This window comes from Streptomyces ardesiacus, from assembly GCF_003112575.1.
In the GTDB taxonomy this organism is placed as follows: Bacteria; Actinomycetota; Actinomycetes; order Streptomycetales; family Streptomycetaceae; genus Streptomyces; species Streptomyces ardesiacus.
Map to the genome: position 1 here is coordinate 192,886 of NZ_BEWC01000006.1, position 24,064 is coordinate 216,949.

Sequence of the window (24,064 nt, forward strand, 5' to 3'; positions counted from 1 at the left end):
GCGCCCCGCGGCTACGGGTGTTCCACCCCGTCCTCCAGACGCTGGCCCCGCAGCAGGAACCAGGCCGCCGCCGCGGCGGCCAGCAGGACCACGGCCCCGACGCCGGCCGCGAGGGCCAGGCCGTCGACGAAGGCCTGCCGGGCGGAGTCCAGGAGTGCCCCGGCGGCGGGGGCGGGCAGGTGCGCGGCGGCCTCCACCGCGCCGCCCAGTGACTCGTGGGCCGCGTCCGGGGTGCCCGCGGGCCCGGTGAAGTCGCGGTAGACGCCGGTCACGATGGACCCGAGCACCGCGATGCCGAGGGCGGCGCCGAGTTCGTACGCCGTCTCCGAGACCGCGGACGCGGCGCCCGCCTGTTCCCCGGGGACGCTGGAGAGGATCACGTCGGCGGTGACGGTGAACGCGAAGCCCGCGCCGAGGCCGACGACCAGCAGGGCCGTGCCGAGCAGCGGGTAGCCGGTGTGCTGGCCGACGACGGTCAGCGCGGCGAGGGCGAGGCCGACGGCGGCGAGCCCGCCGGAGACCACGGCACGGACGGAGAAGCGCCGCGCCGCGCGGCCCGCGATCAGGCCGGCCACCACCGCGCCGACGGCGGCGGGCAGTTCGGCCAGGCCCGCCTCGAAGGGCCGCCTGCCCTGGACCAGTTGCAGGTACTGGGAGAGGAAGAACACCAGCCCCGACAGGCCGAGGATGGTCAGCAGGTCGGCCAGGACCGCGCCGCTGAAGCCGCGGTTGCGGAACAGCCGCATGTCGAGCAGCGGCACCGGCATGGTCAACTGGCGGCGGACGAAGCCGTAGAGCGCGGCGGCGCCCAGCAGACCCGCGGCCAGGGTGGCCCACGCGAACCCGTGGGCGGCGGTCTCCTTGACGGCGTACACGACACCGACCATGCCGACCAGGGACAGGGCGACGCTGGGCAGGTCCCAGGGGCCGGGGTCCGGGTTGCGGGACTCGGGCAGCAGCTTGACGCCGACGACGACCAGGACGGCCATCACGGGCAGGTTGATCAGGAAGACGGAGCCCCACCAGAAGTGCTCCAGCAGGAACCCTCCGACGACCGGGCCGACCGCGGCACCGGCGGAGGCCGCCGCGCCCCAGATGCCGACGGCGAGACTGCGTTCGCGCGGGTCGTGGAAGAGGTTGCGGATCAGGGCCAGGGTGGCGGGCATCAGGGTGGCGCCCGCGACGCCGAGCAGGGCCCGGGCGAGGATCAACACCTCGGGGGTGTGCGCGTAGGCGTTGAGGACGGATATCGCGCCGAACGCCGTGGCGCCGGCGAGCAGGAGGCGCTTGCGGCCGATGCGGTCGCCGAGGCTGCCCATGGAGACGAGCAGACCGGCGATGACGAAGGAGTAGACGTCGCCGATCCACAGCAACTGGGTGCCGGAGGGGGCGAGGTCCTCGCTGATGTAGGGGGTCGCGAGACCGAGGACGGTCGCGTCGACGGCCACCAGCAGCACGGCCAGCACCAGGACGGACAGCGCCAGCCAGCGGCCCGGTCGCCTCACCGCCTCGGTCGGGCGGGCCGGCTGCAGGGTGCGGTTCATGGTTCCTCTCTCCGGAGCGCGCCGCCGAGCAGCAGCTCGGCGATCATGTGGGTGAAGTCGTTGCGGGCCACACGGCCCTCGGCCACGGCCCAGGCACCGGAGGCCAGCAGGCCGTACAGCGCCTCGGTGAGCCAGGCGGGCGTGAGGTCGATGCGGAACTCGCCGCTCTCCTGCCCCCTGCGGAACAGCTCGGTGAACGCGGCGTCGATGCGGGCCCAGCCCTCGTTCTGCTCCTCGCCCTCGAAGAGCTGGTTCTCGGTGTAGAGGAAGGCGAGCAGGGCGGCGGAGGGTTCCATCGCGCGGACCAGCCGGCGCACCGCTTCGGCCGCCGGCCCCTCGTCGGTGCGGGCCTCCTCGAGGGCGGCCTCGCACTCGGCGATGCCGAGCGACTCCAGCGCCCGCACGAGGGCGTCGCGCCCGGCGAAGTGCCGGTGCAGCGTGGCCCGGCTGATCCCGGCGGCCCGGGCGACCTCGTCCATGGTCGCGGTGGCTTTGCGGGTCAGCAGGGCCGCGGCGCTGCGCAGTACCTGTTCTCGATCGACGGCCATGAGACAACGGTAACCCACATGAGACAGTCTTGTCTCATTCAGGGCATGCGTGACTCACCGTTCAGGGGTGGTCACGGATGCGGGGCGAAGGGAGGGGGCGGCTCAGTGCCAGGGCAGTTGTCCGCGCCGCTCCCAGTAGGCCTCCGGGGCCTCGACGAGGGTGCCGAGACGGGCCACCTGGTCGTCGTCGAGGTCGACGACGGCGGCGTGCAGATTGGAGCCGAGCTGACTCACGGTCGCGGCCCCGGAGAGCACGACACCGGCCCAGGGCTGGCGCAGGACCAGGGCGAGGGCGACCGCGTCGCAGCCCAGCGCCGTCTCCTCCGCGACGGCCCTGAGGACGTCGGGCGCGTGCCGGTCGGCGAGGCGGCCGTTGGCCATGCCCTCCTTGACGATCACGGTGAGCCCGGCCTCGTGCGCCTCGGCCAGCGCGGGTCCGGCGGAGGTCTCCAGCGCGTTGTACGTCGACTGGACGGTACGGAAGAGGGGCTCGCCGTCGACGGTCACGGCGAGCGCGGCGCGGATGGCGTCGGCCTGGGCGGGGCCGCTGGTGGAGAAGCCGATGGTGCGGCCCTGTGCGGCGGCCTCGGCGAGCCTGGCGTGCAGTTCCTTGTCGCCGAGGGCCGGGCTGTCCGGGGTGAGCGAGTGGATCTGGTACAGGTCGAGCCGGTCGCCGAGCAGGGCGTCGGTCTCGGCGCGCTGGCGGTCGTAGGTGGCGACGCCGTGGTCCTTGACCTCGTGCTTCTCCGCGTCGGTGGACCAGTCGGCGGTGTAGGTGTAGCCCCACTTGCTGCCGACGACCACGTCGTCGACGTCGGACCGCTCCCGGAGCCAGTCGGCGAGGAACTCCTCGGAGCGCCCGTAGGAGCGGGCCGCGTCGAAGTAGCGCACGCCCTGGGCGTAGGCGGCGTCAAGGAGGTCGTGGGTCCGTTCGCGCAGCGCCTCGACGGTGCGGTCTTCTCCGAGGTCGCGGTCGCGGCCGAGGTTGATGTAGCCGGGGCGGCCGACGGCGGCGAGACCCAGTCCGATGTGGCAGGTGGGGGTGGTCGCCGCGGCCAGGCGGGCGAAGGGCATCGCGGGCTCCGTTCGGTCGGCTGCTGAAGCGGTCGGGCTGCTGAGCTGTTGACCAACGTAACCGCGATGCCCTCCGGGCACACCGGCTGCCACGGCTTGCCGCTACTTCTTGGCGTCCGCCCACGCGTGCTGGGCCGCCACGTCCGCCTTCACCTCGGCGAGCTGGACGGCGACCGCGCCGGGCGCCGTACCGCCGCGGCCGCTGCGGGAGGCGAGGGCGCCGGGGACGTTGAGGACGGTGCGCACCTCGGGGGTGAGGTGCGCCGAGATCTTGGCGAACTGCTCGTCGGTCAGCTCGTCCAGCTCCTTGCCGTCGGCCTCGGCGACCTTGACGCACTCGCCGGCCACCTCGTGCGCGACGCGGAACGGCACGCCCTGCTTGACCAGCCACTCGGCGATGTCGGTGGCGAGCGAGAACCCGGCCGGGGCCAGCTCCTCCATCCGCTCGCGGTGCACGGTGAGGGTGGCCATCATGCCGGTGAAGGCGGGCAACAGGACCTCCAGCTGGTCGATGGAGTCGAAGACCGGCTCCTTGTCCTCCTGGAGGTCGCGGTTGTACGCGAGCGGGAGGGCCTTGAGGGTGGCCATCAGGCCGGTCAGGTTGCCGATGAGCCGCCCGGACTTGCCCCGGGCCAGCTCGGCGATGTCGGGGTTCTTCTTCTGCGGCATGATCGACGAGCCGGTGGAGAAGGCGTCGTGGAGGGTGACGAAGGAGAACTCCTTCGTGTTCCAGATGATGATCTCCTCGGCGATCCGGGAGACGTTGACGCCGATCATCGCGGTGATGAAGGCGAACTCGGCGACGAAGTCGCGCGAGGCCGTGCCGTCGATGGAGTTGCCGGCGCTGCCGTGTTCGAAGCCGAGGTCGCGGGCGACGGCCTCCGGGTCCAGGCCGAGGCTGCTGCCGGCGAGGGCGCCCGAGCCGTAGGGGGAGACGGCCGTGCGCTCGTCCCACTGGCGCAGCCGCTCCGCGTCCCGGCCGAGCGCCTGGGCGTGGGCGAGGACGTGGTGGGCGAAGAGCACCGGCTGGGCGTGCTGGAGGTGGGTGCGGCCGGGCATGGCCACGTCCGGGTGCGCCTCGGCGAGGCCGATCAGCGCGTCCTGGAGGTCGGCGATCAGCGAGCCGACGGTCCGGGCGTGGTCGCGCAGGTACATCCGGAAGAGGGTCGCCACCTGGTCGTTGCGGGAGCGCCCGGCGCGCAGCTTGCCGCCGAGGTCGGGGCCGAGCCGCTCCAGCAGCCCCCGCTCCAGGGCGGTGTGGACGTCCTCGTCGGCGATGGTGCCGGTGAAGGAGCCGTCGGCGACGTCCGCCTCCAGCTGGTCCAGCCCGGCGGTCATCCGGTTCAGCTCGTCCTCGGTGAGCAGCCCCGCCGCGTGCAGCACGCGCGCGTGGGCGCGGGAACCGGCGATGTCGTAGGGCGCGAGCCGCCAGTCGAAGTGGACGGACGCGGACAGCTTCGCCAGGGCCTCGGCGGGACCGTCGGCGAAACGGCCGCCCCAGAGCCGGACGTCACCGCTGTTGCTGCTCACTTGGGTCGCTCCTCAACCGTACGATCACTGTTCTGCATGAGTATGCAGAACTCTGCATGATTCGTCAATCTTGCGGTGGGCGGCGCCCGTCGCGGCGCCCACCCCCCATAATCGTTAGACATGGGAAAGACTTATGAGCGCATAGACGGCAGACTCCGCACCTTCATAGAGGCCCAGCCCCTCTTCTTCACCGCCACCGCTCCGCTGGCCGGCGACGGCACGGTCAACCTCTCCCCCAAGGGCCTCACGGGCAGCTTCGCGGTGCTCGACGAACTGACCGTGGCCTACCTCGACTTCGCGGGCTCCAACGCGGAGACCATCGCCCACCTGCGGGAGAACGGGCGCATCACCCTGATGTGGTGCGCCTTCCAGGGCCCGCCGAACATCGTGCGGGTGCACGGCCGCGGCGAGCCCGTCTTCCGCGACGACCCCCGCTTCCCCGAACTGCTCACCCACTTCCCGGACATCGACCCCGCCGCGCACGGGCTGCGCGCGGTCGTCGTCGTGCGCGCCGAACTCATCCGCGACACCTGCGGCTACGCCGTCCCCTTCATGGCGTACGAGAGCGACCGGGACCTGCACGGCAGGCGGTTCGCCCGTGAGGACGACGCCTCGCTGAACGCGTACTTCACCAAGAAGGAGCACATCGCCCACAGCATCGACGGTCTTCCCGGGCTGCCGCTCCCGCTGCCTCCCTCTACCGTCTGAGCCATGCGCCCCGGTGTCCCCGTCGCCGTCCTCGTCTCCGCCTCCCTCCTCACGCTCGGCGCCGCCCCCGCCGGCGGCGACGCCTCCCCGCCGTTGCCGGCCCGGATGGCGGACACCGGCGGCGGCACCCAGCTGATCACCGCGGTCGCGGAGGGCACCGGCTCGACCACGGGCACCGTCACCTGGTGGGACCGCAGGGGCGGCAGCGACGGTCCCTGGGTGGCGGCCGGTTCCGCCCCCGCCCGCTTCGGCTCCGGCGGTCTCGCCGCAGGGGCCGGCCGCGTCCAGGGCACGAACACCACGCCGACGGGGCTGTACGGCCTGCCGTACGCCTTCGGCACCGAGGCGCCGCCGCGCGGGACGGCGTACCGGTACCGTCCGGTGCGCGAGAACTCCTGGTGGTGCCAGGACAACGCCTCCCGCTCCTACAACCGCTGGACCGAACCCCGCCCCGCCGACTGCCGGGCCGCCGAGGCCGAGCACCTGATCACCTACCGGACGCAGTACGCGCACGCCCTCGTCGTCGGCTTCAACTACGACCGCCCGGTGCGCGGCCGGGGCGCGGGCATCTTCCTGCACGTCGACGGGCGCGGGGCGACGGCGGGCTGCGTGTCGGTGCCGAAGGAGGCGATGCGGCGGATCCTGCGGTGGGCCGAGCCGGGGGAACGGCCGCACATCGCGATCGGGACCCCGGGCGGGGCGACGGCGATCACCCGGTACTGAACCCGGACGGCGGAACCGGCGCGGGCTGAACGCTCGCCGGACGCGGCGCGTATCTGTGGGCCAAGGGCCGAGTCCCACGGAGGAACCGTGACCACCACGCTCGCCGGCGGCCGTGCCGCCCGCCGCCAGACCATGCGGCGCATCCGTCCGCGCCGCTCCCCCGCCGTCCCCCTGCTGCTCGCCGTGTGGGCGGGTGCGGCGGGCGTGTTGTGGCTGTGGTGGCGCAACACGCCCGCCATCTCCGACGACGCCGGCAGGATCCTCGGCACGGGCCGGATCACCGGCCTGCTCGCCGGGTACCTGATGGCGCTCGTGGTGCTGCAGATGGCCCGGGTGCCGGCGCTGGAACGGCGAGTCGGCTCGGACCGGGTCGCCCGCTGGCACGCCGTGACCGGCCGCTACACCCTCTGCCTGGTCCTCGCCCACGTCGTGCTGACCATGTGGGGCTACGCGGCCCAGGCGGGCAGGGGCCCCGGCGACGTCGTCGCCCAGACAGTGGACTCCGTGAACCGGCTGCCGGACATGGGCAAGGCGGCCGTCGGCACCGCCCTGCTGGTCGTCATCGGGCTGCTGTCCGCCGGCCCCGTCCGCCGCCGCCTCCCGTACGACGCCTGGTACCACGTGCACCTGCTCACCTACGCGGCGGTGTTCCTGACCTTCTGGCACCAGTTGACCACCGGCAACGACTTCGCCGTCGAGCCGCTCGCCGGGACCCTCTGGTACGCCCTGTACGGCTCCGTGACCGCCCTGGTGCTCTGGTACCGGGTGCTGACCCCCCTGCGCCTCAACCTGCGGCACCGGATGCGGGTGGAGGCGGTGATCGAGGAGACGCCCGGCATCGTGTCGGTGCTGATCGGCGGGCGCCGGCTGCACCGGATGGGCGCGGAGGCCGGGCAGTTCTTCCGCTGGCGGTTCCTCGCGCCCGGGATGCGGTTCAGCTCCCACCCGTACTCGCTGTCGGCGGCGCCGCGCCCGGATCTGCTCCGGATCACCGTGAAGGCGATCGGCGACCACAGCGCCCGGCTGCGCGAGCTGCGGCCCGGGACCCGGGTGTGGGCGGAGGGCCCGTACGGCGCCCTGACCGCCCAGCGCCGCAGCCGCGGCAAGGTGCTGCTGGTGGCGGGCGGGGTGGGGATCACCCCGATGCGGGCGCTGTTCGAGACGCTGCCCGGCGCCTCCGGCGACATCACGCTGCTCTACCGGGCCAACAGCACCCAGGACCTGGCGCTCTGGGACGAACTGGCCGGGATCGCCGACGAGCGCGGCGCCCGGCTGATGTACGCGGTCAACAGCCCGGACGGGAAGCGCCCGGACATCTCGGCCGAGACCCTGGCCCGCAAGATCCCGGACGTCGAGCGCCACGACGTCTTCCTGTGCGGGCCCCCCGGCTTCGCCCAGTCGGTGTACGAGGCACTGCGCGGCGCGGGGGTCCCCGCTCGCCGTATCCACCACGAGTCGTTCGCGATGTGAGCGACGGACATCGGGAGTCCAGGACAGATGAGGAAAAGCCACCCCGTTCGGCGTGCCGTGCTCGCCGGGGCCGCCACGGTGTCCGGAATCGTGCTGCTGCTGTCGCTGAAACCGGCGTCCGGCCCGGGCTCCGCCCCGGCGGCGGGGGGTGCGGCCCCGCCGGTGGCCGCGCAGTCGCCGCAGGGCGGCCGGGACGCCGGGGCGAGCACGGTCACGGGAGACGCCGTGCGGACCCAGTACGGGCCCGTGCAGGTCCGCCTCACGGTGAGCGGCGGGAGGATCACCGGCGCCGAGGCCGTGCAGGCGCCCAAGGGCGGGCAGAGCGACCGGGTCACCGCGGACGCGGTGCCCAAGCTGAACCGGGCGGCCGTCGCGGCCGGCAGCGCGGACATCGACGCGGTCTCCGGCGCCACCTACACCAGCGCCGGGTACAGACAGTCCCTCCAGTCCGCCCTGGACAAGGCGGCGGCCCCGGCCGGGTCCGGGTCCGAGTCCGGGCCTGGGCGCGGCACGCAGGTGCTCACCGGTGACGCCGTGCGGACCCAGTACGGGCCCGTGCAGGTCCGGGTGACCGTGAGCGGCGGGAGGATCACCGGGGTCGAGGCCCTCCAGACGCCCAAGGGCGGCCGGAGCGACCGGATCACCGGGGAGGCCGTGCCGAAGCTGGAGCGGGCGGCCGTCGCCGCGGGCAGCGCCGACATCGACGCGGTCTCCGGCGCCACCTACACCAGCGCCGGGTACAGACAGTCCCTCCAGTCGGCGCTGGACCGGGCCGGTGGCTGACGGCGCGCAGGCTCCCGCCGCGGTGCGTAGGGCGGTGGAGGCGATGGGGACCGTCTTCTCCTTCGACGTCCGCGGCGGGGAACCGGCGGCCGTCCGGGCGGCGCTGGACGAGGCGGCCGCCGGGCTGCACCGGGCCGACGAGGTCTTCAGCACCTACCGGGACGACAGCCAGATCTCCCGGCTGGCGCGCGGGGAGCTGACCGTCGGGGCGTGCGCGCCGGAGGTCGCCGAGGTGCTGGGGCTGGCGGCCGAGGCGGAACGGGTGAGCGACGGCTGGTTCAGCACGCGGTACGCCGGACGGCTCGATCCGACCGGGATCGTCAAGGGCTGGGCGGTGGAGCGTGCCGCGCGACGGGTCGCGGCGGCCACCGGTGCGAGGGGCGTCGGCGTCAACGGGGGCGGTGACGTGCAGGTGCTCGGGGTGCCGGGTGCGGCGCGGCCGTGGCGGGTGGGGGTGTCGGACCCGCTGCGTCCGGGCGGGCTCGCGGCGGTCGTCTCGGCGGCGGGAGCGGCGGAGCTGGCCGTGGCGACGTCCGGCTCCGCCGAGCGGGGTGCGCACGTCGTCGATCCGCGCACCGGGCGCTCGGCGGTGACCGACCTGCTGTCCGTGACGGTGGTGGCGCCCCGGCTGACGTGGGCGGACTGCTGGGCGACGGCGGCATTCGCGATGGGGGCGCGGGAGGGGCTGCGGTGGCTGGAGTCGCTGGAGGGGGTGGAGGCGTTGCTGATCACGGCGGGGGACGAGGTGCGGTGCACGGGGGGCCTGGCGGGCCGGCTGGGGTGAGCCGCCGGCCCCGCCGCAGCGTCCCGGGGGCGCGGAGAGCGGCGCGCGATGAGCAACGAGGTGCCCGCGGTCGGCAGACCACCGCACCGCCCCCTTCAGCCCCCGTTCTGGGCCAGCCGCAGCAAGTGGTCCGCCAGTGCCTGCCCGCCCGCCGGCTCCCTGCTGATCAGCAGCAACGTGTCGTCGCCCGCGATCGTCCCCAGGATGTCGTGCAGTTCCGCCTGGTCGATCGCCGAGGCGAGGAACTGCGCCGCCCCCGGAGGGGTCCGCAGGACCACGAGGTTCGCGGACGCCTCCGCGGAGATCAGCAGCTCCGCGGAGAGCCGCCGCATCCGCTCCTCCTTGGCCGACTCCCCGAGCGGGGCCCGCGGGGTACGGAAACCGCCCTCGCTGGGCACCGCGTAGATGAGGTCGCCGTCGGTGTTGCGGATCTTGACCGCGTTCAGCTCGTCCAGGTCCCGGGAGAGCGTCGCCTGGGTGACGGTGAGCCCGTCGTCGGCGAGCAGCTTCGCCAGTTGGCTCTGCGAGCGCACCGCCTGCCGGTTGAGGATGTCCACGATCCGGCGGTGGCGTGCGGTGCGGGTCTGCGGCAGGGCGGGCCCGGCCGTCTGCTCGTGCTCCTGCGCGTGGCTCATCGTCGTCTCATTCTCCGGATCGTCCGTCCCCGTGGGCCGTGTCGGCGGCCTGGTCAAGGATGCCGGGCAGCGCCCCGAGGAACGCCTCCACCACGTCGTCGCCGAGGTTCAGCGCGGGCATCAGCCGTACGACATCGGGCGCGGGCGCGTTCACCAGGATTCCGGCGTCCTGAGCCGCCTGCTGCACCTGGGCGGCGAGCGGCTCGGTGAGCACGATACCCAGGAGGAGTCCGGCACCCCGGACGTGGGCGACCAGCGGGTGGCCCAGGGCCTCGACGCCGGCCCGGAGCTTCTCGCTCTGCCGCTTGACGTTGTCCAGCAGCCCCTCGTCCGCGATGGTGTCCAGGACGGCGAGTCCGGCGGCGCACGCCACCGGGTTGCCGCCGAAGGTCGTGCCGTGCTGGCCGGGCTGGAGCAGGTCGGCGGCGCGGCCGAAGGCGACCGTCGCGCCGAGCGGCAGTCCGCCGCCGAGGCCCTTGGCGAGGGTGACGACGTCCGGCAGGACGCCTTCGTGGGCCTGGTACTCGAACCAGTGCCCGGTCCGGCCGACGCCGGTCTGCACCTCGTCCAGGACGAGCAGCGCACCGGTGGCGGCCGTGATCGCGCGGGCCGCCTTGAGATAGCCGGGGGGCGGCACGACGACGCCGTTCTCGCCCTGGATCGGCTCGATGATCACCAGCGCCGTCTCCTCGGTGACCGCCGCGGCCAGGGCCTGCGGGTCGCCGTACGGCACGTGGGTGACGTCGCCGGGCAGGGGCAGGAAGGGCTCCTGCTTGGCGGGCTGGCCGGTCAGGGCCAGGGCGCCCATGGTGCGGCCGTGGAAGCCGCCCCGGGTGGCGACCATGTGCGGCCGCCCGGTCAGCCGGCCGATCTTGAAGGCGCCCTCGTTGGCCTCGGCGCCGGAGTTGCAGAAGTAGACCTTGCCGTCGCGGCCGAAGTGCTGGAGCAGCCGTTCGGCGAGGGCGACGGGGGGCTCGGCGATGAAGAGGTTGGAGACGTGGCCCAGGGAGGCGATCTGCCGGCTCACGGCGTCCACCACAGCCGGGTGGGCGTGGCCGAGCGCGTTGACCGCGATGCCGCCGACGAAGTCGAGGTACTCCGTGCCGTCGGCGTCCCACAGCCGGGAGCCCTCACCGCGCTCCAGGGGCAGGCGCGGTGTGCCGTAGTTGTTCATGAGCGTGCCCTGCCACCGCTCGGTCAGCTCCGCGTTGCTCATGACTCCCCCTCTTCGTCCGGCACGACCATCGTGCCGATGCCCTCGTCGGTGAAGATCTCCAGCAGGATCGAGTGCTGGACCCGGCCGTCGATGACGCGGGCGGTGGTGACGCCGTTGCGCACGGCGTGCAGGCAGCCCTCCATCTTCGGCACCATGCCGGAGGACAGGTCGGGCAGCAGTTTCTCCAGCTCGGACGCGGTGAGGCGGCTGATCACCTCGTCGGAGTCCGGCCAGTCCTCGTAAAGGCCCTCGACGTCGGTGAGGACCATGAGCGTCTCGGCGCCGAGCGCCGCAGCGAGTGCCGCAGCCGCCGTATCGGCATTGACGTTGTAGACATGTCCGTCGTCCTGGGAACGGGCGATCGACGAGACGACCGGGATGCGGCCGTCGGCCAGCAGGGCCTCGATGGCGCCGGTGTCGATCTCGGTGATCTCGCCGACCCGGCCGATGTCGACGGGCTCCCCGTCGATCTCCGGCCGGTGCTTGGTGGCGGTCAGGGTGTGGGCGTCCTCGCCGGTGAGGCCGACGGCGAGCGGCCCGTGCTGGTTGAGCAGCCCGACCAGCTCGCGCTGCACCTGCCCGGCCAGCACCATCCGTACGACGTCCATGGCGTCCTCGGTGGTGACCCGCAGGCCGGCCTTGAACTCGCTGACGATGCCGTGCTTGTCGAGGGCGGCGCTGATCTGCGGGCCGCCGCCGTGCACGACGACGGGCTTGAGGCCGGCGTGGCGCAGGAAGACGACGTCCTGGGCGAAGGCGGCCTTGAGGTCCTCGTCGACCATGGCGTTGCCGCCGAACTTGATGACGACGGTCCTGCCGTGGTGCCGGGTCAGCCAGGGCAGCGCCTCGACGAGGATCTGGGCCTTGGGGAGCGCGGTGTGCTTCCGCGTGGGTCCGTTGCTCATGAGGAGTACGCGCTGTTCTCGTGGACGTAGTCGGCGGTGAGGTCGTTGGTCCAGATGGTGGCCGTGGCGTCGCCCGCGGCGAGGTCGGCGACGATGTGCACCTCGCGGTAGCGCATGTCGACGAGTTCGCGGTCCTCGCCGACGCCGCCGTTCTTGCAGACCCAGACGCCGTTGATGGCGACGTTGAGCCGGTCGGGCTCGAAGACGGCGTCGGTGGTGCCGATCGCGGAGAGCACGCGGCCCCAGTTGGGGTCCTCGCCGTGGATGGCGCACTTGAGCAGGTTGTTGCGGGCGATGGTGCGGCCCACCTGGACGGCCTCGTCCTCGGTCGCGGCGTTCACGACCTCGACCTTGATGTCCTTGCTGGCGCCCTCGGCGTCCCGGATGAGCTGCTGGCCCAGGTCGTCGCAGACCGCGCGGACGGCCTCGGCGAAGTCGGCGTACTCCGGAGTGACGCCCGAGGCGCCGGAGGCGAGCAGCAGCACCGTGTCGTTGGTGGACATGCAGCCGTCGGAGTCGACCCGGTCGAAGGTGACCCGGGTGGCGGCGCGCAGGGCGCGGTCCAGGGCCTCGGTCTCCAGGTCGGCGTCGGTGGTGATCACGACGAGCATGGTGGCGAGGCCGGGGGCGAGCATGCCCGCGCCCTTGGCCATGCCGCCGACGGTCCAGCCGTCCCGGGTGACCACGGACGTCTTGTGCACGGTGTCGGTGGTCTTGATCGCGATGGCGGCCTTCTCACCGCCGTGCTCGGAGAGCTGGGCGGCGGCCGTCTCCACGCCCGGGAGCAGCTTGTCCATGGGCAGCAGTACGCCGATGAGTCCGGTGGAGCAGACGGCGACCTCGCCGGCGCCGGTGCCGAGCACGTCGGCAGCCTTCTCGGCGGTGGCGTGGGTGTCCTGGAAGCCCTGGGGCCCGGTGCAGGCGTTGGCACCGCCGGAGTTGAGGACGACGGCGGTCAGCTCACCGCTCTTGAGGACCTGCTCGGACCACAGGACCGGCGCGGCCTTGACGCGGTTGGAGGTGAAGACGCCGGCGGCGGAGCGTCGGGGGCCGGTGTTGACCACGAGGGCCAGGTCGGGGTTGCCGCTCTCCTTGATCCCGGCGGCGATGCCCGCCGCCGTGAATCCCTTTGCTGCCGTCACACTCACGGCGCAACTCCGATCGTCGTCAGTCCGGTGGTCTCGTCGAGACCCAGGGCGAGGTTCATGCTCTGGACGGCACCGCCCGCGGTGCCCTTGGCCAGGTTGTCGATGGCGCTGATGGCGATGATCCGGTGCGCGGCGGCGTCGTACGCCACCTGCACCTGGACGGCGTTGGAGCCGTACACGGAGGCGGTCGCGGGCCACTGTCCCTCGGGCAGCAGGTGCACGAACGGTTCGTCGGCGAAGGCCTTCTCGTAGGCGGCCCGGACCGACTCGGCGCTGGCCCCGGGCCGGGCCTTCGCGGTGCACGTGGCGAGGATGCCGCGCGGCATCGGCGCGAGGGTCGGCGTGAAGGAGACGGTGACGGGCTCCCCGGCGACCGCGCCGAGGTTCTGGATCATTTCGGGGGTGTGCCGGTGGCCGCCGCCGACGCCGTACGGCGACATGGAGCCCATGACCTCGCTGCCCAGCAGGTGCGGCTTGGCCGCCTTGCCCGCGCCGGACGTGCCGGAGGCGGCGACGATCACGGCCTCGGGCTCGGCCAGCGACGCGGCGTAGGCCGGGAAGAGGGCCAGGGACACGGCGGTCGGGTAGCAACCGGGCACCGCGATGCGCTTGGACCCCTCCAGCGCGGCGCGGGCACCCGGCAGTTCGGGGAGGCCGTAGGGCCAGGTCCCGGCGTGCGGGGAACCGTAGAACGTCTCCCAGTCGGCCGCGTCCCGGAGCCGGAAGTCGGCGCCCATGTCGACGACGAGGACGTCCGGCCCGAGCTGCTCGGCGACGGCGGCGGACTGCCCGTGGGGCAGCGCGAGGAAGACGACGTCGTGCCCGCCGAGCGCCTCGGGCGTGGTCGCCTCCAGCACGCGGTCGGCCAGCGGCAGCAGGTGCGGCTGCAGCGCGCCGAGGCGCTGGCCCGCGTTGGAGTTGCCGGTCAGGGCGCCGATCTGGACCTCGGGGTGGGCCAGCAGCAGACGCAGCAGCTCACCGCCCGCGTACCCGCTCGCTCCGGCCACCGCCGCACGTACCGCCATGGGAAACCCTCCTCCTGGATGGCATGACTATACGTTTCCATGCACGTTTATGCAATCCAGTCCGCACGGCGGTGCGCGTATCGGTGGAATGACCGATGTGCGGCGGGCGGGAAGGCGGCCATAGTCCTCGGGAGATCGTTCCCGGGTGCCCTGGTGCGCCCGGTGGTGAAAGGATTTTCTGTGGGCGCGTACGCGGATCTGGTGTTCGTGGGCGGACGGGTGGTCACGGTCGACGCGGAGTTCTCCGTCGCCTCGGCCCTGGCGGTGACCCGAGGCGTCATCAGTGCCGTCGGGGAGGGGCACGACGTCACGCCGCTGGTCGGACCCGGCACCCGCGTGGTCGACCTGCGCGGGGCCACCCTGCTCCCCGGCATCAACGATTCCCACCTGCACGGTTGCGCTTTCGGCATGGCGACGCCGCCGCTCTCCCTCGACCTCGGCCATCCCGCCGTGTCCTCGCTCGCGGACGTGGCCGGTGCGGTACGGGAGGCCGTCCGGCGGACCCCGGCCCAAGGGTGGATCACCGGGCACGGCTGGGACACCGGCTACCTCGCCGAGTGCCTCTCCGATCCGTCGCGGCTGCCCTCGCGGCACGACCTCGACGCCGTGAGCCCGGACCGTCCCGTCGTCCTGTACTCCTTCTCCGGGCACGCCACCTGGGTCAACTCCAAGGCCCTGGAGCTCATCGGCATCGACCGGCACACCGTCGCGCCGCCGGGCGGGGCCGTCGTCGTGGACGGGGCCGGAGAGCCGACCGGGCTGCTCCACGAGGGGGCCCAGGCCCTCGTCCAGAACGCGCTGCCGCCGCTCGGCCGGCGGGAGCGGACCGAGGCGATCAGGTCGACCCTGGCCACGCTCGCGCGACTCGGCGTGACCAGCTACACCGAGCCCGGGCTCGGACCCGGCGGGGCCGGCATCATGCGGGGTGCGCTCGGTGCGGAGACCCTCGACGTCTACCGCCGGCTGCTGGCCGACGGCGAACTGACCGCCCGTGTCGGCGTGCTGCTCCTGCCCACCGGAATGGCGAGCACCGCCGAGGAGTTCGCCCGTGCCCTCACCGCCCTCGTCGAGTGCGGCGACACCGATCCGCGCCGCCTCGCGATCCACGGGGTCAAGATCTTCGCCGACGGCATCGTCCCGAACCGGACGGCGTGGATGCACGAGCCGTACGTCGGCGGCGGCTGCGGCTCCCTGTGCGTGGGCGGCGCGACCGACGCCGAGCGGGTCGCCGGGATCGACGCCATGATCCGGCACGCCCACGCCGCCGGACACCAGGTGGGCGTCCACGTGACCGGCGACCGGGGCATCGACACCGTCACGGACTCCTTCGCCGCCGCCGCGGCCGAGCACCCGCGTCCCGACGCCCGCCACTACGTCATCCACGGCGACTTCCTCACCGCGCGCAGCATGAAGGTGCTGGCCGCGCACGGTTTCGGCGTGAACATGAACCCGACCGTCAAGTGGACGGTCGCGGACATGGAGGAGGCGTTCGTCGGTCCCGACAGGGCCGCGTACGCGTGGCCGTACCGGGCCGCCCTCGACGCCGGGGTGCGGGTCACCAGCGGGTCCGACGCCCCCGTCACGTTCCCGGACTGGCGTCAGGGCGTCGCCACCATGATGCTGCGCGAGTCGAAGGCCGCCGGCCGGGTCAGCGGCCCCGAGCAGCGCATCGGCCTGGCCGAGGCGATCCGTACGTACACGATCGACGCGGCCTGGCAGGACTTCGCCGACGGCTGGAAGGGCTCACTGGAGCCCGGCAAGGTGGCCGACCTCTGCCTGCTCGGCGGGGACCTGCTCTCCGCCGACCCCCACGACATACCCGGTATGCCCGTGCTGCTCACCGTCGTGGACGGGCGGATCGTCCACGACACCCTGCGCGATTGACCCGGACCGGGCACGTGATCATCCTTGGACGATGGCAGCGGAGCGGAGTGCGTCGGACGTCCTGGACGCGGCCGTCCACGTTCGTGCGGCCGCCAGGAGCGCCACGAGCGGCGCGACCGGCATGGACGCGGTTTTGGCGGCCCTGTCGGAGGTGATGGAGTACGACCACGCCTCCCTGGCCCGGTGGGACCCGCTGCGCCGGCGCCACACCACGCTCGCCGGCAGCTACCCGGACGACGCCACCGCCTACATCGAAACCCGTCTCCACCACGATCCGGTCTTCCCCCTCCTCCACGGCCCGGCCCGGGGCGGCCTCTGGCTCACGGACGTCCCCCGGCACCTCCTGGCGGCCTCCCCCGGTTTCCGGGAGGTGCTGTCTCCGCTGGGCGTCGAGGGCGGCGTGGCCCAGTGCCTGTTCGACACCGACGGCCGGTACGTCGGCATGCTGAACGTCAGCACCCGCCGGCCACGGCACGCTCCGGACCCGGCGCGCGCCGTGGTCGTCCTGCTCACCGAGGCCCTCGCCGCGGCCGTCGGCTCCCGCGCGGGCCCACCCTCCGGGGGCCCCGCCCCGGACGGCCCCGCCGCGCGCGGACGGGAGCCGGACGCGCGGCCCGGCCGGCTCTCGCCGCGGGAGGTCCAGGTGCTGGCCGAGGTGGCCGCGGGCCGCACCAACCGGGAGATCGCCGAGCGGCTCCACGTCACACCGCGCACCGTGGGGACGCACGTCGAGCACATCCTCGCCAAGCTCGGCCTCCCCAACCGTGCGGCGGCCGCCGCACGGGCCGCCGCCCTGGGCATCGGTCCCTCCGTCTGACCCCGGCCCGTCGGTGCGAGGCCCGGCCCCGGGCGCGCCGGGAGGAGGGTCCGGCGGGTCGTCTCAGCCCTTGACGGCCTCCGCGATCCGCAGCGCGGCCCGGCCGGGCGTGAGGCGGGTGGTGTCGACGACCTCGGCCTCGGCGTGCAGCCAGGCGCGGGCCGCCTCGGCGTAGGGCTGGAGGTACCGGAGACGGAACGACGAGTCCGGTCCGACCACGGTGTCCCCCGCGATGCGCCTCCGCAGGGTCTCCTGGTCGGCGTGGAGGACGAAGTGCCGCACGGGGATCCCGTGCCCGGCGAGACCGGCGGCGATCTCCCGCCAGTACTCCTCGACCAGCACCGTCATCGGCATCACCAGCGTCCCGCCGGCGTAGTCGAGCACCCGGCGGGCGGTCTCGACGACGAGCGGCCGCCACGGCGGCCAGTGCTGGAAGTTGTCCGTCTCGGGCAGCCCCGGCGTGATGTCCATGAGGGTCTCGCCGACCTTCTCGGCGTCGAGCACCCGGGAGTCGGGGAGCAGCCTCTGCACCCGCGCGGCCGTCGTCGTCTTGCCCGCACCGTGGGTTCCGTTGAGCCATACGATCATGCGTCCGCAGGCTAGCCCGGACCGGCGACGTCGCGGGAAAGGATCCGTCGCCGGTCCGGGTGGTGTGCCGCCGGACTACCGCTGCGCGATCCTCAGGAACGTCACCGAGTTCGCCGGGAAGGTGTACGTGAACTCGCTCGCCACCCCCGAGAAGGTCGAGGTCACCGGGGTCACCGGTGCGTCGGTTTCGGTGTTGACCGCGTCCTGGCCGGCGGCCAGCGTGGTGACGCGGGCCTTGGAGGCGACCTTGGCGCCGCCGAGGTCGACGGCGGTGCGGGCCGCGGTGTCCTGGGCGTTGACGACCTTGACGATCAGCTCGCCGGTGCGGTCGTCGCGCGTGACGATCTGGCGGAAGGGCTCGGCCGGCTTGTCGTCGGTGAAGCCGCCCCACTCCTGGCCGTCGAGGTACAGGGTGACCTGGCGGCCCCGGACCTTGACGTCGATGTCGTAGGCGCGGCCCGTCTCGATCGACCCGGCCTTGGACACGAGCGTCGACTTGCCGCCGTCGGTGGCCTGCTCCACTGCCGACCGGGTGTTGTTCCAGCCGCCCAGGTTCCACCAGTAGTAGGTGCCGGTGTCCTTGACGCCGAAGGCGACGAGGAAGCCCTCCTTGCCGGACTTCTTCGTGGCCCTCACATGCAGGTCGTAGTCCCGCCAGGCCGGGTCGCCCGCCGTGACCAGGGTGTTCTCGGCGGCCGTGTCGGTCTGGACGTACTGGCCGTCCTGGACGGTCCAGCTCCCGGCGCCGCTGTGGCTCCACTGCGAGGCGTCGCCGGAGAAGTCGTCGGACAGCAGGGTCCTGCCGTCGGCGGAGGTGACCTTCACGTCGTCGTACGCCGCGCTGGTCGCCCAGGTCGACAGGCCGACGGCGCCGGTGATGGGGCCGCTGACGGCGGGGGTGCCGGTGGCCTGCGACGGGACGACGCGGTCACCGGTGTTGTTCATGAAGAGCTTCTGGACCTCGTAGTTGGCCGAGCCCCAGGACGCGTGGTTGTTGAACCAGATCAGGTCCGGGTTCCACTGCACGTAGTCCTCGTTGGCGAGCAGCGGGGCGTAGGAGGCGAGCTTGACCACGTCGGCGTTGCGTTCCAGGCCGGTCATGAACGCGGCCTCGGCCAGCGCGTTCCTCCAGGCGTTGCCCTGGGAGGCGTACTCGCCGAGGAAGACCGCGGGGCCGTTCCGGTCGTAGGAGTCGTAGCGGTCGTTGTTCTGCAGGAACCACTGCGGGCTGTTGTAGTAGTGCTCGTCGACCATGGCGACGCCGGCGTCGCGGTTGAGCTGCCAGGCGGTGTCGAAGGTGGCGCCGGAGTCGTCGGGGCCGGAGTTGGAGACGACGGTGACGTCCGGGTACGTCGCCTCGATGGCGGCGCGGAACTGCTCGAAGCGGGCGAAGAACTCCTTGGGGAGGTTCTCCTCGTTGCCGACTTCCAGGTGGGTGAGGTGGAAGGGCTTGGGGTGGCCCATCTCGGCGCGCTTCCTGCCCCATTCGCTGGTGCGGGGGCCGTTGGCGAACTCGATGAGGTCCAGGGTGTCCTGGATGTGCCGCTTCAGCAGCGCGTCGTCGTCGACGGCCTTGTTCTGGCCGCAGCCGGTGACCAGGGCGGGGACGACGGGCAGCGGCATGGCGCCGATGTCCTCGGCGAAGCGGAAGTACTCGTAGTAGCCGAGGCCGTAGCTCTGGTTGTAGCCCCAGAAGTTGGCGTTGGTGGCGCGCTCCTCGACCGGCCCTATGGTGTCCTTCCACTGGTAGGAGCGCTTGCGCTGCCAGCCGGAGTCCGCGCTGTAGTCCTCCATGGAGCCGGTGTTGACCAGGCAGCCGCCGGGGAAGCGCAGGAAGCCGGGGTGCAGGGCCTCGATCTTCTCGGCGAGGTCCTTGCGCAGGCCGTTCGGCTGGTGCTTGTAGGTGTCGCGGGGGAAGAGGGACACCATGTCGAGGGCGGCGCCCGCCGTGGTGGTGACGGCGAGGCGGCCGCGGTTGCTGGTGCGGGTGGCGGTGAAGTCCGCGGTGTACTTGCGCCACTTCCCCTTGGCGGCCACCTGGCGCACCGGGGCGAGCGTGCCCGCGGCGTCCTTGAGGGTGACGGTGAGGGTGGTGCCGCTCTCGGCGCGGGCCCAGACGGAGAAGTCGTACCTCGCGCCCTTCTCGACGCGGATGCCGGTGTTGTAGCCGGTGTTGGTGACGGTGGAACCGGCGGCCAGGGAGAGGTAGGCGCGGTTGCGCTCGTTGAGGCGGCCGTCGTCGTTCACGACCTGGGCCGAGCCGTCGGCGGTCCAGGAGGTGAGCGGGGTGTACGCGGCGTTGTCGGCGGTGGAGTACTCGAAGGACCGGTTCTGCACCAGCTCCGCGTACAGGCCGCCGTCGGCGGCCCGGTTGATGTCCTCGTAGAAGACGCCGTACATGGTGTCGTCGATCGCCGCGCCCCGGGCGGACGGGTCGACGGTGATCGTGTAGTCGGCGGCGGCCTGCGCGTGTGCCGGGGACGGCAGCAGGGCGGATGCCGTCAGGAGGGCGGTGGCGCTGAGACCGAGTCTCCAGCGGGTGCGTGACATGGATGCTCCGCGGCTCTCACTAGGGGGGTGTTCCAGCCTTCAGATGTTCGGGATGTCGGACGCCGGTCAGTACTTCGAACGGCAAGATAGGGAGGGGGATCAGGCGCGTCAATGGGTCGCGCGGCAACCAGTGGGCCGGAGCGGGAAAGCGAGTGGAAATGGGCGAGTTGTGGCCGGTGCCCGACGTACTGGCGTACCTCGCGGGGCGCTGGCGCGCCGAGCGGTCGGTGCGGGACCTGGCGAACGGCCTGGACGGCCGGTTCACGGGGGTCACGGCCTTCGACCCGCTCGACGCCGGCGGGCTGATCAGCCGCGAGTCGGGCGCCTTCACCTGGCAGGGCGTGACCCGGCCCGCCGAGCGCACGCTGCGCTACGAGCCGGGCGCCGGGCCGGGCCGGGCCGACGTGCGCTTCGCCGACGGCCGCCCCTTCCACGGCCTGGACCTGACCTCGGGGCGCCACGTGGCCGACCACCCGTGCGCCGCCGACCTGTACCGGGGCGAGTTCACGGTGCGCGGACCCGACCGCTGGCGGACGGTGTGGCGGGTGGGCGGTCCGGCCAAGGACCTGCTGCTCACGACGGATTACGTGCGGGAAACGCCGAGCGGGCGGCACCCCGGCCCGGGCCGGGTTTAGAGACGCAGGCTCCAGCGGCCCGCGCGCCCCGTCACGGTGGTCGCCGACAAGGGGCGGACGTCGAGGTTCCAGTACGTTCCGGGCGGCGCCTTCAGGGCGTAGACCAGCGCGGCCCGGATCACGGAGGTTCGGCCACGGCGACGATGCGGTCGCCGTCCTCGCCGGGACGGGTGTCGAGCCAGTTGCCGACCCGGGTGATGAAGGCCAGCAGCGACTCCCCGCCGTGCGGGACCGAGCGCGGGTCGGCGAGCCAGGCGTCCACGGCCTCCGGCTCACGGGCCATCGCCTCACCGAGCGTCAGGCCGCGCCACCGGCCCATGTCACAGTCCCGCAGGGCCGGTTGGACCAGCGGAGCGCAGCCGAGGGCGTCCCCGGTGGCGCGGCTGCGGGGCGTGGGCGAGCAGTAGCGCAGCTCGGCCGCCGCGAGCGGCAGGAGGGCGCCCGCCGCGCGCAGCGCCTCGTCCCACCCGGCCCGGTCCAGCGGCCGGTCGTCGTCGAAGCGCTCCGCGAGCAGCGGTGAGCCGCGTGCGGCCGCGACGAACGTGACCCGAAGCGCCATGCGGTGATGGTGGAGCGCGCGGGTGCCGGGGTCAAGGGGTGTTACCTGGGGTTCACCGAGGGTGGGCCACGGCTCACCGGCCGAGGGCGAGCTCCATCCACTGCTCGGGCCGGTCCAGCGCCGTGAACCCGAGCTTCTCGTAGACCCCGTGCGCGTCGTGCGTCGCCAGCAGGATGCGCCGCAGTCCGTGGGGCGCCAGGTGCTCGCGCACGGCCGCGACCAGTGCCGTGCCCAGGCCCTTGGCCCGCACCGACGGGTCGACGTACACGTCGCAGAGCCACGCGAAGGTGGCCAGGTCGGTGACCACCCGGGCGTAGGCGACCTGCTCGCCCGACACCGCGTCGTACACCCCGAAGTTGAGCGAGCCCTCGATGGCCCGGTCCTGCTTCTCGCGGGTCCGTCCCAGGGACCAGTACGCGTCGGTGGACAGCCAGTGGTGCACGCGCCCGGCGTCGATGCGGTGCGGGTCGGTGGAGATCTCGTAGCCCTCGGGGAGCCTCGGCGTGTCGGTCATGCCGGGATGCTCCCAGGGCCGCGGGGAGCGCGTCGACCGGATATCCGCCCCGCTTCCCTCAGCCTCCCCACGCCTCCCGGCAGGCGGTGCCCAGACGGCGTACCCCTTCCGCGATCTCCCCGGTGTTCGCGACCGCCGCGAAGCTCAGCCGGACGTGGGCGGCCGGGGGTTCGGCGCTGAAGTAGGGGCGGCCCGGCGTGATCGCGACGCCCGCGCGCAGGGCGGCCGCGGTCAGGGCGCTCTCGTCGGCGCCCTCGGGCAGACGCGGCCACAGGTGGTAGCCGCCGGAGGGGACGTGGGCCGGGGAGAGCTCGGGGAGCCGCAGCCGCAGCGCGGAGGTCATGGCGTCCCGGCGGGCCCTCAACTCGGCCGAGACGGCCCGCAGATGACGTGGCCAGGCGGGCGAGCCGACGAGTTCCAGCGCGGCCTCCTGGAGCGGCCGGGGGACGAAGAAGGTGTCGACGACCTGGATGGCCCGGAGCCGTTCGAGCACCGGGCCGTGCGCGGCCAGGGCGCTGACCCGGAAGCTGGGCGAGGTCGCCTTGGTGAGCGAGCAGACGTGGACGACGACGCCGTCCGGGTCGTCGGCGGCGAGCGGGGCGGGCAGCGGGCCCGCGTCCTCGTGCACGAGCCGGCGGACGAAGTCGTCCTCCACGACGAAGGCGCCGGCCGCCCGCGCGATGCGCAGCACCTCGCCGCGCCGCTCGGGGGCGAGCACGGCGCCGGTCGGGTTCTGGAAGAGGGGCTGGCAGACGAAGACGCGGGCGCCGGTGGCGCGGAAGGCGTCGGCGAGCAGGGCGGGCCGCACTCCGTCGGCGTCCACGGGGACCGGTACGGGGCGCAGCCCGGCCGCCCGGGCGATGGCCAGCATGCCGGGGTAGGTCGGGGACTCGACGAGGACGGGGGCGCCGGGCGGGGCGAGGGCGCGCAGGGCGGTGGCCAGCGCGGACTGGCCGCCCGCGGTGATCAGCACCTCGGCCGCCGTGACGGCCCCGCCGATGCCCCGCGCGAACCACTCCCGCAGCTCCGGCAGCCCCTCCATCGGCGGCCGCCCCCAGGCCCCGGGCCGCCGCCCGGCCCGCGCCAGCGCCGCCGACATCGCCCGCTCCGGCTGCAGCGACGGGTGCAGGTAGCCGCCGTTGAACTCCACGACACCGGGCGGCGGCGCGGCGAGCGAGACCAGCACCCCGGAGGCGTCGACGGAGCGCGGTACGAGGTCGGCGGCGCCGTCGGCGCTGAGCGCGACCTCCTGCCAGGACGTGTCCCCGACGGGCACCGCCGAGGGCCGCGGCCGGGCGCGGAAGGCACCCGCGCCGGGCCGGGTGACGACCAGTCCCTCGGCGGCGAGCTGGGCCAGGGCGCGGGAGACCGTCACCGGGCTCACCCGGAACCGGTCGACGAGGGCCCGGCTGGACGGGAGCTTTCCTCCCGGTGAGTAGCGGTCCAGCTCTCGCCGCAACACGGCCACCAGGTCAGCGACGCTGCTACGCTCTTGCATGAAAGCACAGAGTAGCGCTACCACACCGTCCCGGATAGCAGTCGGCACCGCCGGCACGGACCCCGGCGGCAGGCCCCTCGGCACCCTCCAGGCCGCCCTCGGTGTCGTCGCCTTCTCCCTCACCTTCCCCGCCACCGCCTGGGGCCTGGAGGGTTTCGGCCCCTGGTCGCTGATCGCCGTGCGCAGCGTCCTGGCCGCCGCGGTCGCCGGTGCCTGTCTGCTGGCGGTGGGGGTGGCCCCGCCCGAGCGACGGCACCTGCCCGGCCTCGCCGTGGTCGGCGCCGGGGTGGTGCTGGGCTTCCCGCTGCTGACCACGCTCGCGCTGCGGACCTCGACCACCGCGCACGCCGCCGTCGTGGTGGGCCTGCTCCCGCTGACCACCGCGCTGCTGTCCGCCCTGCGGGTCGGCACCCGCCCCTCGCGCACCTTCTGGATCGCGGCCCTGGCGGGCGCGGCGGCCGTCATCGCCTTCACCGTGCAGCAGAGCGGCGGCGCGCTGACCTCGGCCGACGCCTACCTCTTGGCGGCGCTGCTGGTGTGCGCGGCCGGTTACACGGAGGGCGGCCGGCTGGCCGGGGTGATGCCGGGCTGGCAGGTCATCGGCTGGGCGCTGGTGCTGTGCGTGCCGCTGACGGTACCGATGGCGGCGGTGGCGCTGACGTACGAGCCGGTGGCGCTGACGGCGCACAGTGTGACCGGGCTGCTGTGGGTGGCGATGGGCTCGCAGTTCCTCGGTCTGGTCGTCTGGTACCGGGGCATGGCGGCGATCGGCATCCCCAAGGCCAGCCAGTTGCAGCTCGCGCAGCCGCTGCTCACACTGGTGTGGTCGGTACTTCTCCTGGGCGAGCACCTGACGGTGGCCGCTCCGCTGACGGCCGCGGCCGTACTGGTGTGCATCGCGGTCACCCAGCGGGCCCGGGGCTGAG

The 24,064-nt window shown here is 73.5% G+C and carries 22 protein-coding genes and 1 pseudogene; 9 read left to right on the plus strand and 14 right to left on the minus strand.

Annotated elements, in window-relative coordinates; all coding sequences use genetic code 11:
- Window positions 1-11: 11 nt before the first annotated feature.
- The 4 genes from Sdi02f_RS20950 to argH form a co-directional block, all read right to left on the minus strand.
- Window positions 12-1,544: an MFS transporter gene (locus tag Sdi02f_RS20950; protein ID WP_030399133.1), complete on the minus strand. Its 1,533-nt coding sequence runs from the start codon at window positions 1,542-1,544 to the stop codon at window positions 12-14.
- A complete protein-coding gene (locus Sdi02f_RS20955; RefSeq protein WP_030399134.1) occupies window positions 1,541-2,092 on the minus strand; it encodes a TetR/AcrR family transcriptional regulator in 552 nt (183 codons plus the stop codon). Before Sdi02f_RS20955 ends, Sdi02f_RS20950 begins: the two co-directional genes overlap by 4 nt.
- Before the next feature lie 102 nt (window positions 2,093-2,194).
- On the minus strand, window positions 2,195-3,166 hold the full coding sequence (locus Sdi02f_RS20960) for an aldo/keto reductase (protein WP_108933829.1): 972 nt from the start codon (window positions 3,164-3,166) through the stop codon (window positions 2,195-2,197).
- Window positions 3,167-3,268: 102 nt separating this feature from the next.
- On the minus strand, window positions 3,269-4,696 hold the full coding sequence (argH, locus tag Sdi02f_RS20965; RefSeq protein WP_030399136.1) for an argininosuccinate lyase: 1,428 nt from the start codon (window positions 4,694-4,696) through the stop codon (window positions 3,269-3,271).
- Window positions 4,697-4,816: 120 nt separating this feature from the next.
- Between argH and Sdi02f_RS20970 the strand changes: the two genes are divergently transcribed.
- The 5 genes from Sdi02f_RS20970 to Sdi02f_RS20990 all read left to right on the plus strand — a co-directional run bounded on the left by Sdi02f_RS20970 (window position 4,817) and on the right by Sdi02f_RS20990 (window position 9,164).
- On the plus strand, window positions 4,817-5,404 hold the full coding sequence (locus tag Sdi02f_RS20970; protein ID WP_030399137.1) for a pyridoxamine 5'-phosphate oxidase family protein: 588 nt from the start codon (window positions 4,817-4,819) through the stop codon (window positions 5,402-5,404).
- A 3-nt stretch (window positions 5,405-5,407) separates the two neighbouring features.
- Window positions 5,408-6,127 (plus strand): L,D-transpeptidase family protein, encoded by a 720-nt coding sequence (locus tag Sdi02f_RS20975; RefSeq protein ID WP_030399138.1) that lies wholly within the window; start codon window positions 5,408-5,410, stop codon window positions 6,125-6,127.
- Window positions 6,128-6,214: 87 nt separating this feature from the next.
- A complete protein-coding gene (locus Sdi02f_RS20980; RefSeq protein WP_167458218.1) occupies window positions 6,215-7,597 on the plus strand; it encodes a ferredoxin reductase family protein in 1,383 nt (460 codons plus the stop codon).
- 27 nt (window positions 7,598-7,624) lie between these two features.
- The gene (locus Sdi02f_RS20985) at window positions 7,625-8,380 is read left to right on the plus strand and encodes an FMN-binding protein (protein WP_167458219.1); all 756 of its coding nucleotides are present in this window, start codon (window positions 7,625-7,627) and stop codon (window positions 8,378-8,380) included.
- A 43-nt stretch (window positions 8,381-8,423) separates the two neighbouring features.
- Complete coding sequence (locus Sdi02f_RS20990) at window positions 8,424-9,164, plus strand: FAD:protein FMN transferase (protein WP_030399141.1); 741 nt, start codon at window positions 8,424-8,426, stop codon at window positions 9,162-9,164.
- Between the two features lie 95 nt (window positions 9,165-9,259).
- On the opposite strand, the gene Sdi02f_RS20995 is transcribed toward Sdi02f_RS20990, so the two are convergent.
- Genes Sdi02f_RS20995 through argC form a run of 5 tightly spaced genes read right to left on the minus strand, consistent with a single transcriptional unit; the run spans window position 9,260 to window position 14,093 of the window.
- Window positions 9,260-9,799, minus strand: a complete 540-nt coding sequence (locus Sdi02f_RS20995) for an arginine repressor (RefSeq protein ID WP_030399142.1) — start codon at window positions 9,797-9,799, stop codon at window positions 9,260-9,262.
- A gap of 7 nt (window positions 9,800-9,806) precedes the next feature.
- Complete coding sequence (locus Sdi02f_RS21000; RefSeq protein WP_031184885.1) at window positions 9,807-11,015, minus strand: acetylornithine transaminase; 1,209 nt, start codon at window positions 11,013-11,015, stop codon at window positions 9,807-9,809.
- On the minus strand, window positions 11,012-11,920 hold the full coding sequence (gene argB, locus Sdi02f_RS21005; protein WP_030399144.1) for an acetylglutamate kinase: 909 nt from the start codon (window positions 11,918-11,920) through the stop codon (window positions 11,012-11,014). The genes Sdi02f_RS21000 and argB overlap by 4 nt, the downstream gene beginning before the upstream one ends.
- A complete protein-coding gene (gene argJ, locus Sdi02f_RS21010) occupies window positions 11,917-13,068 on the minus strand; it encodes a bifunctional glutamate N-acetyltransferase/amino-acid acetyltransferase ArgJ (protein WP_030399145.1) in 1,152 nt (383 codons plus the stop codon). Before argJ ends, argB begins: the two co-directional genes overlap by 4 nt.
- Complete coding sequence (argC, locus tag Sdi02f_RS21015; protein ID WP_108933830.1) at window positions 13,065-14,093, minus strand: N-acetyl-gamma-glutamyl-phosphate reductase; 1,029 nt, start codon at window positions 14,091-14,093, stop codon at window positions 13,065-13,067. Before argC ends, argJ begins: the two co-directional genes overlap by 4 nt.
- A gap of 180 nt (window positions 14,094-14,273) precedes the next feature.
- Here argC and Sdi02f_RS21020 point away from each other — a divergent pair, with 180 nt between their 5' ends.
- Together Sdi02f_RS21020 and Sdi02f_RS21025 are read left to right on the plus strand one after the other, a co-directional pair.
- Complete coding sequence (locus tag Sdi02f_RS21020) at window positions 14,274-15,977, plus strand: amidohydrolase (protein WP_245962227.1); 1,704 nt, start codon at window positions 14,274-14,276, stop codon at window positions 15,975-15,977.
- Window positions 15,978-16,008: 31 nt separating this feature from the next.
- The gene (locus Sdi02f_RS21025; RefSeq protein ID WP_108933832.1) at window positions 16,009-16,794 is read left to right on the plus strand and encodes a helix-turn-helix transcriptional regulator; all 786 of its coding nucleotides are present in this window, start codon (window positions 16,009-16,011) and stop codon (window positions 16,792-16,794) included.
- A gap of 63 nt (window positions 16,795-16,857) precedes the next feature.
- Here Sdi02f_RS21025 and Sdi02f_RS21030 read toward each other — a convergent pair whose 3' ends face one another.
- Window positions 16,858-17,382, minus strand: coding sequence for a P-loop nucleotide/nucleoside kinase family protein (locus Sdi02f_RS21030; RefSeq protein ID WP_108933833.1), 525 nt, complete (start codon window positions 17,380-17,382; stop codon window positions 16,858-16,860).
- Window positions 17,383-17,457: 75 nt separating this feature from the next.
- Window positions 17,458-19,932: an alpha-L-arabinofuranosidase family protein gene (locus tag Sdi02f_RS21035; protein WP_108933834.1), complete on the minus strand. Its 2,475-nt coding sequence runs from the start codon at window positions 19,930-19,932 to the stop codon at window positions 17,458-17,460.
- Between the two features lie 158 nt (window positions 19,933-20,090).
- On the opposite strand from Sdi02f_RS21035, the gene Sdi02f_RS21040 reads away from it, so the two are divergent.
- Window positions 20,091-20,567 (plus strand): DUF6314 family protein, encoded by a 477-nt coding sequence (locus Sdi02f_RS21040; protein WP_167458220.1) that lies wholly within the window; start codon window positions 20,091-20,093, stop codon window positions 20,565-20,567.
- A gap of 2 nt (window positions 20,568-20,569) precedes the next feature.
- On the opposite strand, the pseudogene Sdi02f_RS21045 reads toward Sdi02f_RS21040, so the two are convergent.
- The 3 genes and pseudogenes from Sdi02f_RS21045 to Sdi02f_RS21055 all read right to left on the minus strand — a co-directional run.
- Window positions 20,570-21,126, minus strand: a pseudogene (locus Sdi02f_RS21045) (histidine phosphatase family protein); the annotation flags it as partial.
- A 73-nt stretch (window positions 21,127-21,199) separates the two neighbouring features.
- Window positions 21,200-21,640, minus strand: coding sequence for a GNAT family N-acetyltransferase (locus Sdi02f_RS21050; protein WP_030399180.1), 441 nt, complete (start codon window positions 21,638-21,640; stop codon window positions 21,200-21,202).
- Window positions 21,641-21,698: 58 nt separating this feature from the next.
- Complete coding sequence (locus Sdi02f_RS21055) at window positions 21,699-23,138, minus strand: aminotransferase-like domain-containing protein (RefSeq protein ID WP_031088097.1); 1,440 nt, start codon at window positions 23,136-23,138, stop codon at window positions 21,699-21,701.
- Between Sdi02f_RS21055 and Sdi02f_RS21060 the strand changes: the two genes are divergently transcribed.
- Entirely contained in the window at window positions 23,137-24,063 is a 927-nt protein-coding gene (locus Sdi02f_RS21060; protein ID WP_108933836.1) for a DMT family transporter, read from the plus strand. The two genes, Sdi02f_RS21055 and Sdi02f_RS21060, sit on opposite strands and share 2 nt — an antisense overlap.
- Window position 24,064 lies beyond the last annotated feature (1 nt).

Excerpts from the sequence above, each read along its gene's own strand:
- Sdi02f_RS20950 (WP_030399133.1), bottom strand. The coding sequence starts at position 1,544 with ATGAACCGCACCCTGCAGCCGGCCCGCCCGACCGAGGCGGTGAGGCGA.
- Sdi02f_RS20955 (WP_030399134.1), bottom strand. The coding sequence starts at position 2,092 with ATGGCCGTCGATCGAGAACAGGTACTGCGCAGCGCCGCGGCCCTGCTG.
- Sdi02f_RS20960 (WP_108933829.1), bottom strand. The coding sequence starts at position 3,166 with ATGCCCTTCGCCCGCCTGGCCGCGGCGACCACCCCCACCTGCCACATC.
- Sdi02f_RS20970 (WP_030399137.1), top strand. The coding sequence starts at position 4,817 with ATGGGAAAGACTTATGAGCGCATAGACGGCAGACTCCGCACCTTCATA.
- Sdi02f_RS20975 (WP_030399138.1), top strand. The coding sequence starts at position 5,408 with ATGCGCCCCGGTGTCCCCGTCGCCGTCCTCGTCTCCGCCTCCCTCCTC.
- Sdi02f_RS20985 (WP_167458219.1), top strand. The coding sequence starts at position 7,625 with ATGAGGAAAAGCCACCCCGTTCGGCGTGCCGTGCTCGCCGGGGCCGCC.
- Sdi02f_RS20990 (WP_030399141.1), top strand. The coding sequence starts at position 8,424 with ATGGGGACCGTCTTCTCCTTCGACGTCCGCGGCGGGGAACCGGCGGCC.
- Sdi02f_RS20995 (WP_030399142.1), bottom strand. The coding sequence starts at position 9,799 with ATGAGCCACGCGCAGGAGCACGAGCAGACGGCCGGGCCCGCCCTGCCG.
- Sdi02f_RS21000 (WP_031184885.1), bottom strand. The coding sequence starts at position 11,015 with ATGAGCAACGCGGAGCTGACCGAGCGGTGGCAGGGCACGCTCATGAAC.
- argB (WP_030399144.1), bottom strand. The coding sequence starts at position 11,920 with ATGAGCAACGGACCCACGCGGAAGCACACCGCGCTCCCCAAGGCCCAG.
- argC (WP_108933830.1), bottom strand. The coding sequence starts at position 14,093 with ATGGCGGTACGTGCGGCGGTGGCCGGAGCGAGCGGGTACGCGGGCGGT.
- Sdi02f_RS21025 (WP_108933832.1), top strand. The coding sequence starts at position 16,009 with ATGGCAGCGGAGCGGAGTGCGTCGGACGTCCTGGACGCGGCCGTCCAC.
- Sdi02f_RS21030 (WP_108933833.1), bottom strand. The coding sequence starts at position 17,382 with ATGATCGTATGGCTCAACGGAACCCACGGTGCGGGCAAGACGACGACG.
- Sdi02f_RS21035 (WP_108933834.1), bottom strand. The coding sequence starts at position 19,932 with ATGTCACGCACCCGCTGGAGACTCGGTCTCAGCGCCACCGCCCTCCTG.
- Sdi02f_RS21040 (WP_167458220.1), top strand. The coding sequence starts at position 20,091 with ATGGGCGAGTTGTGGCCGGTGCCCGACGTACTGGCGTACCTCGCGGGG.
- Sdi02f_RS21050 (WP_030399180.1), bottom strand. The coding sequence starts at position 21,640 with ATGACCGACACGCCGAGGCTCCCCGAGGGCTACGAGATCTCCACCGAC.
- Sdi02f_RS21060 (WP_108933836.1), top strand. The coding sequence starts at position 23,137 with ATGAAAGCACAGAGTAGCGCTACCACACCGTCCCGGATAGCAGTCGGC.
- Sdi02f_RS21055 (WP_031088097.1), bottom strand. The coding sequence starts at position 23,138 with ATGCAAGAGCGTAGCAGCGTCGCTGACCTGGTGGCCGTGTTGCGGCGA.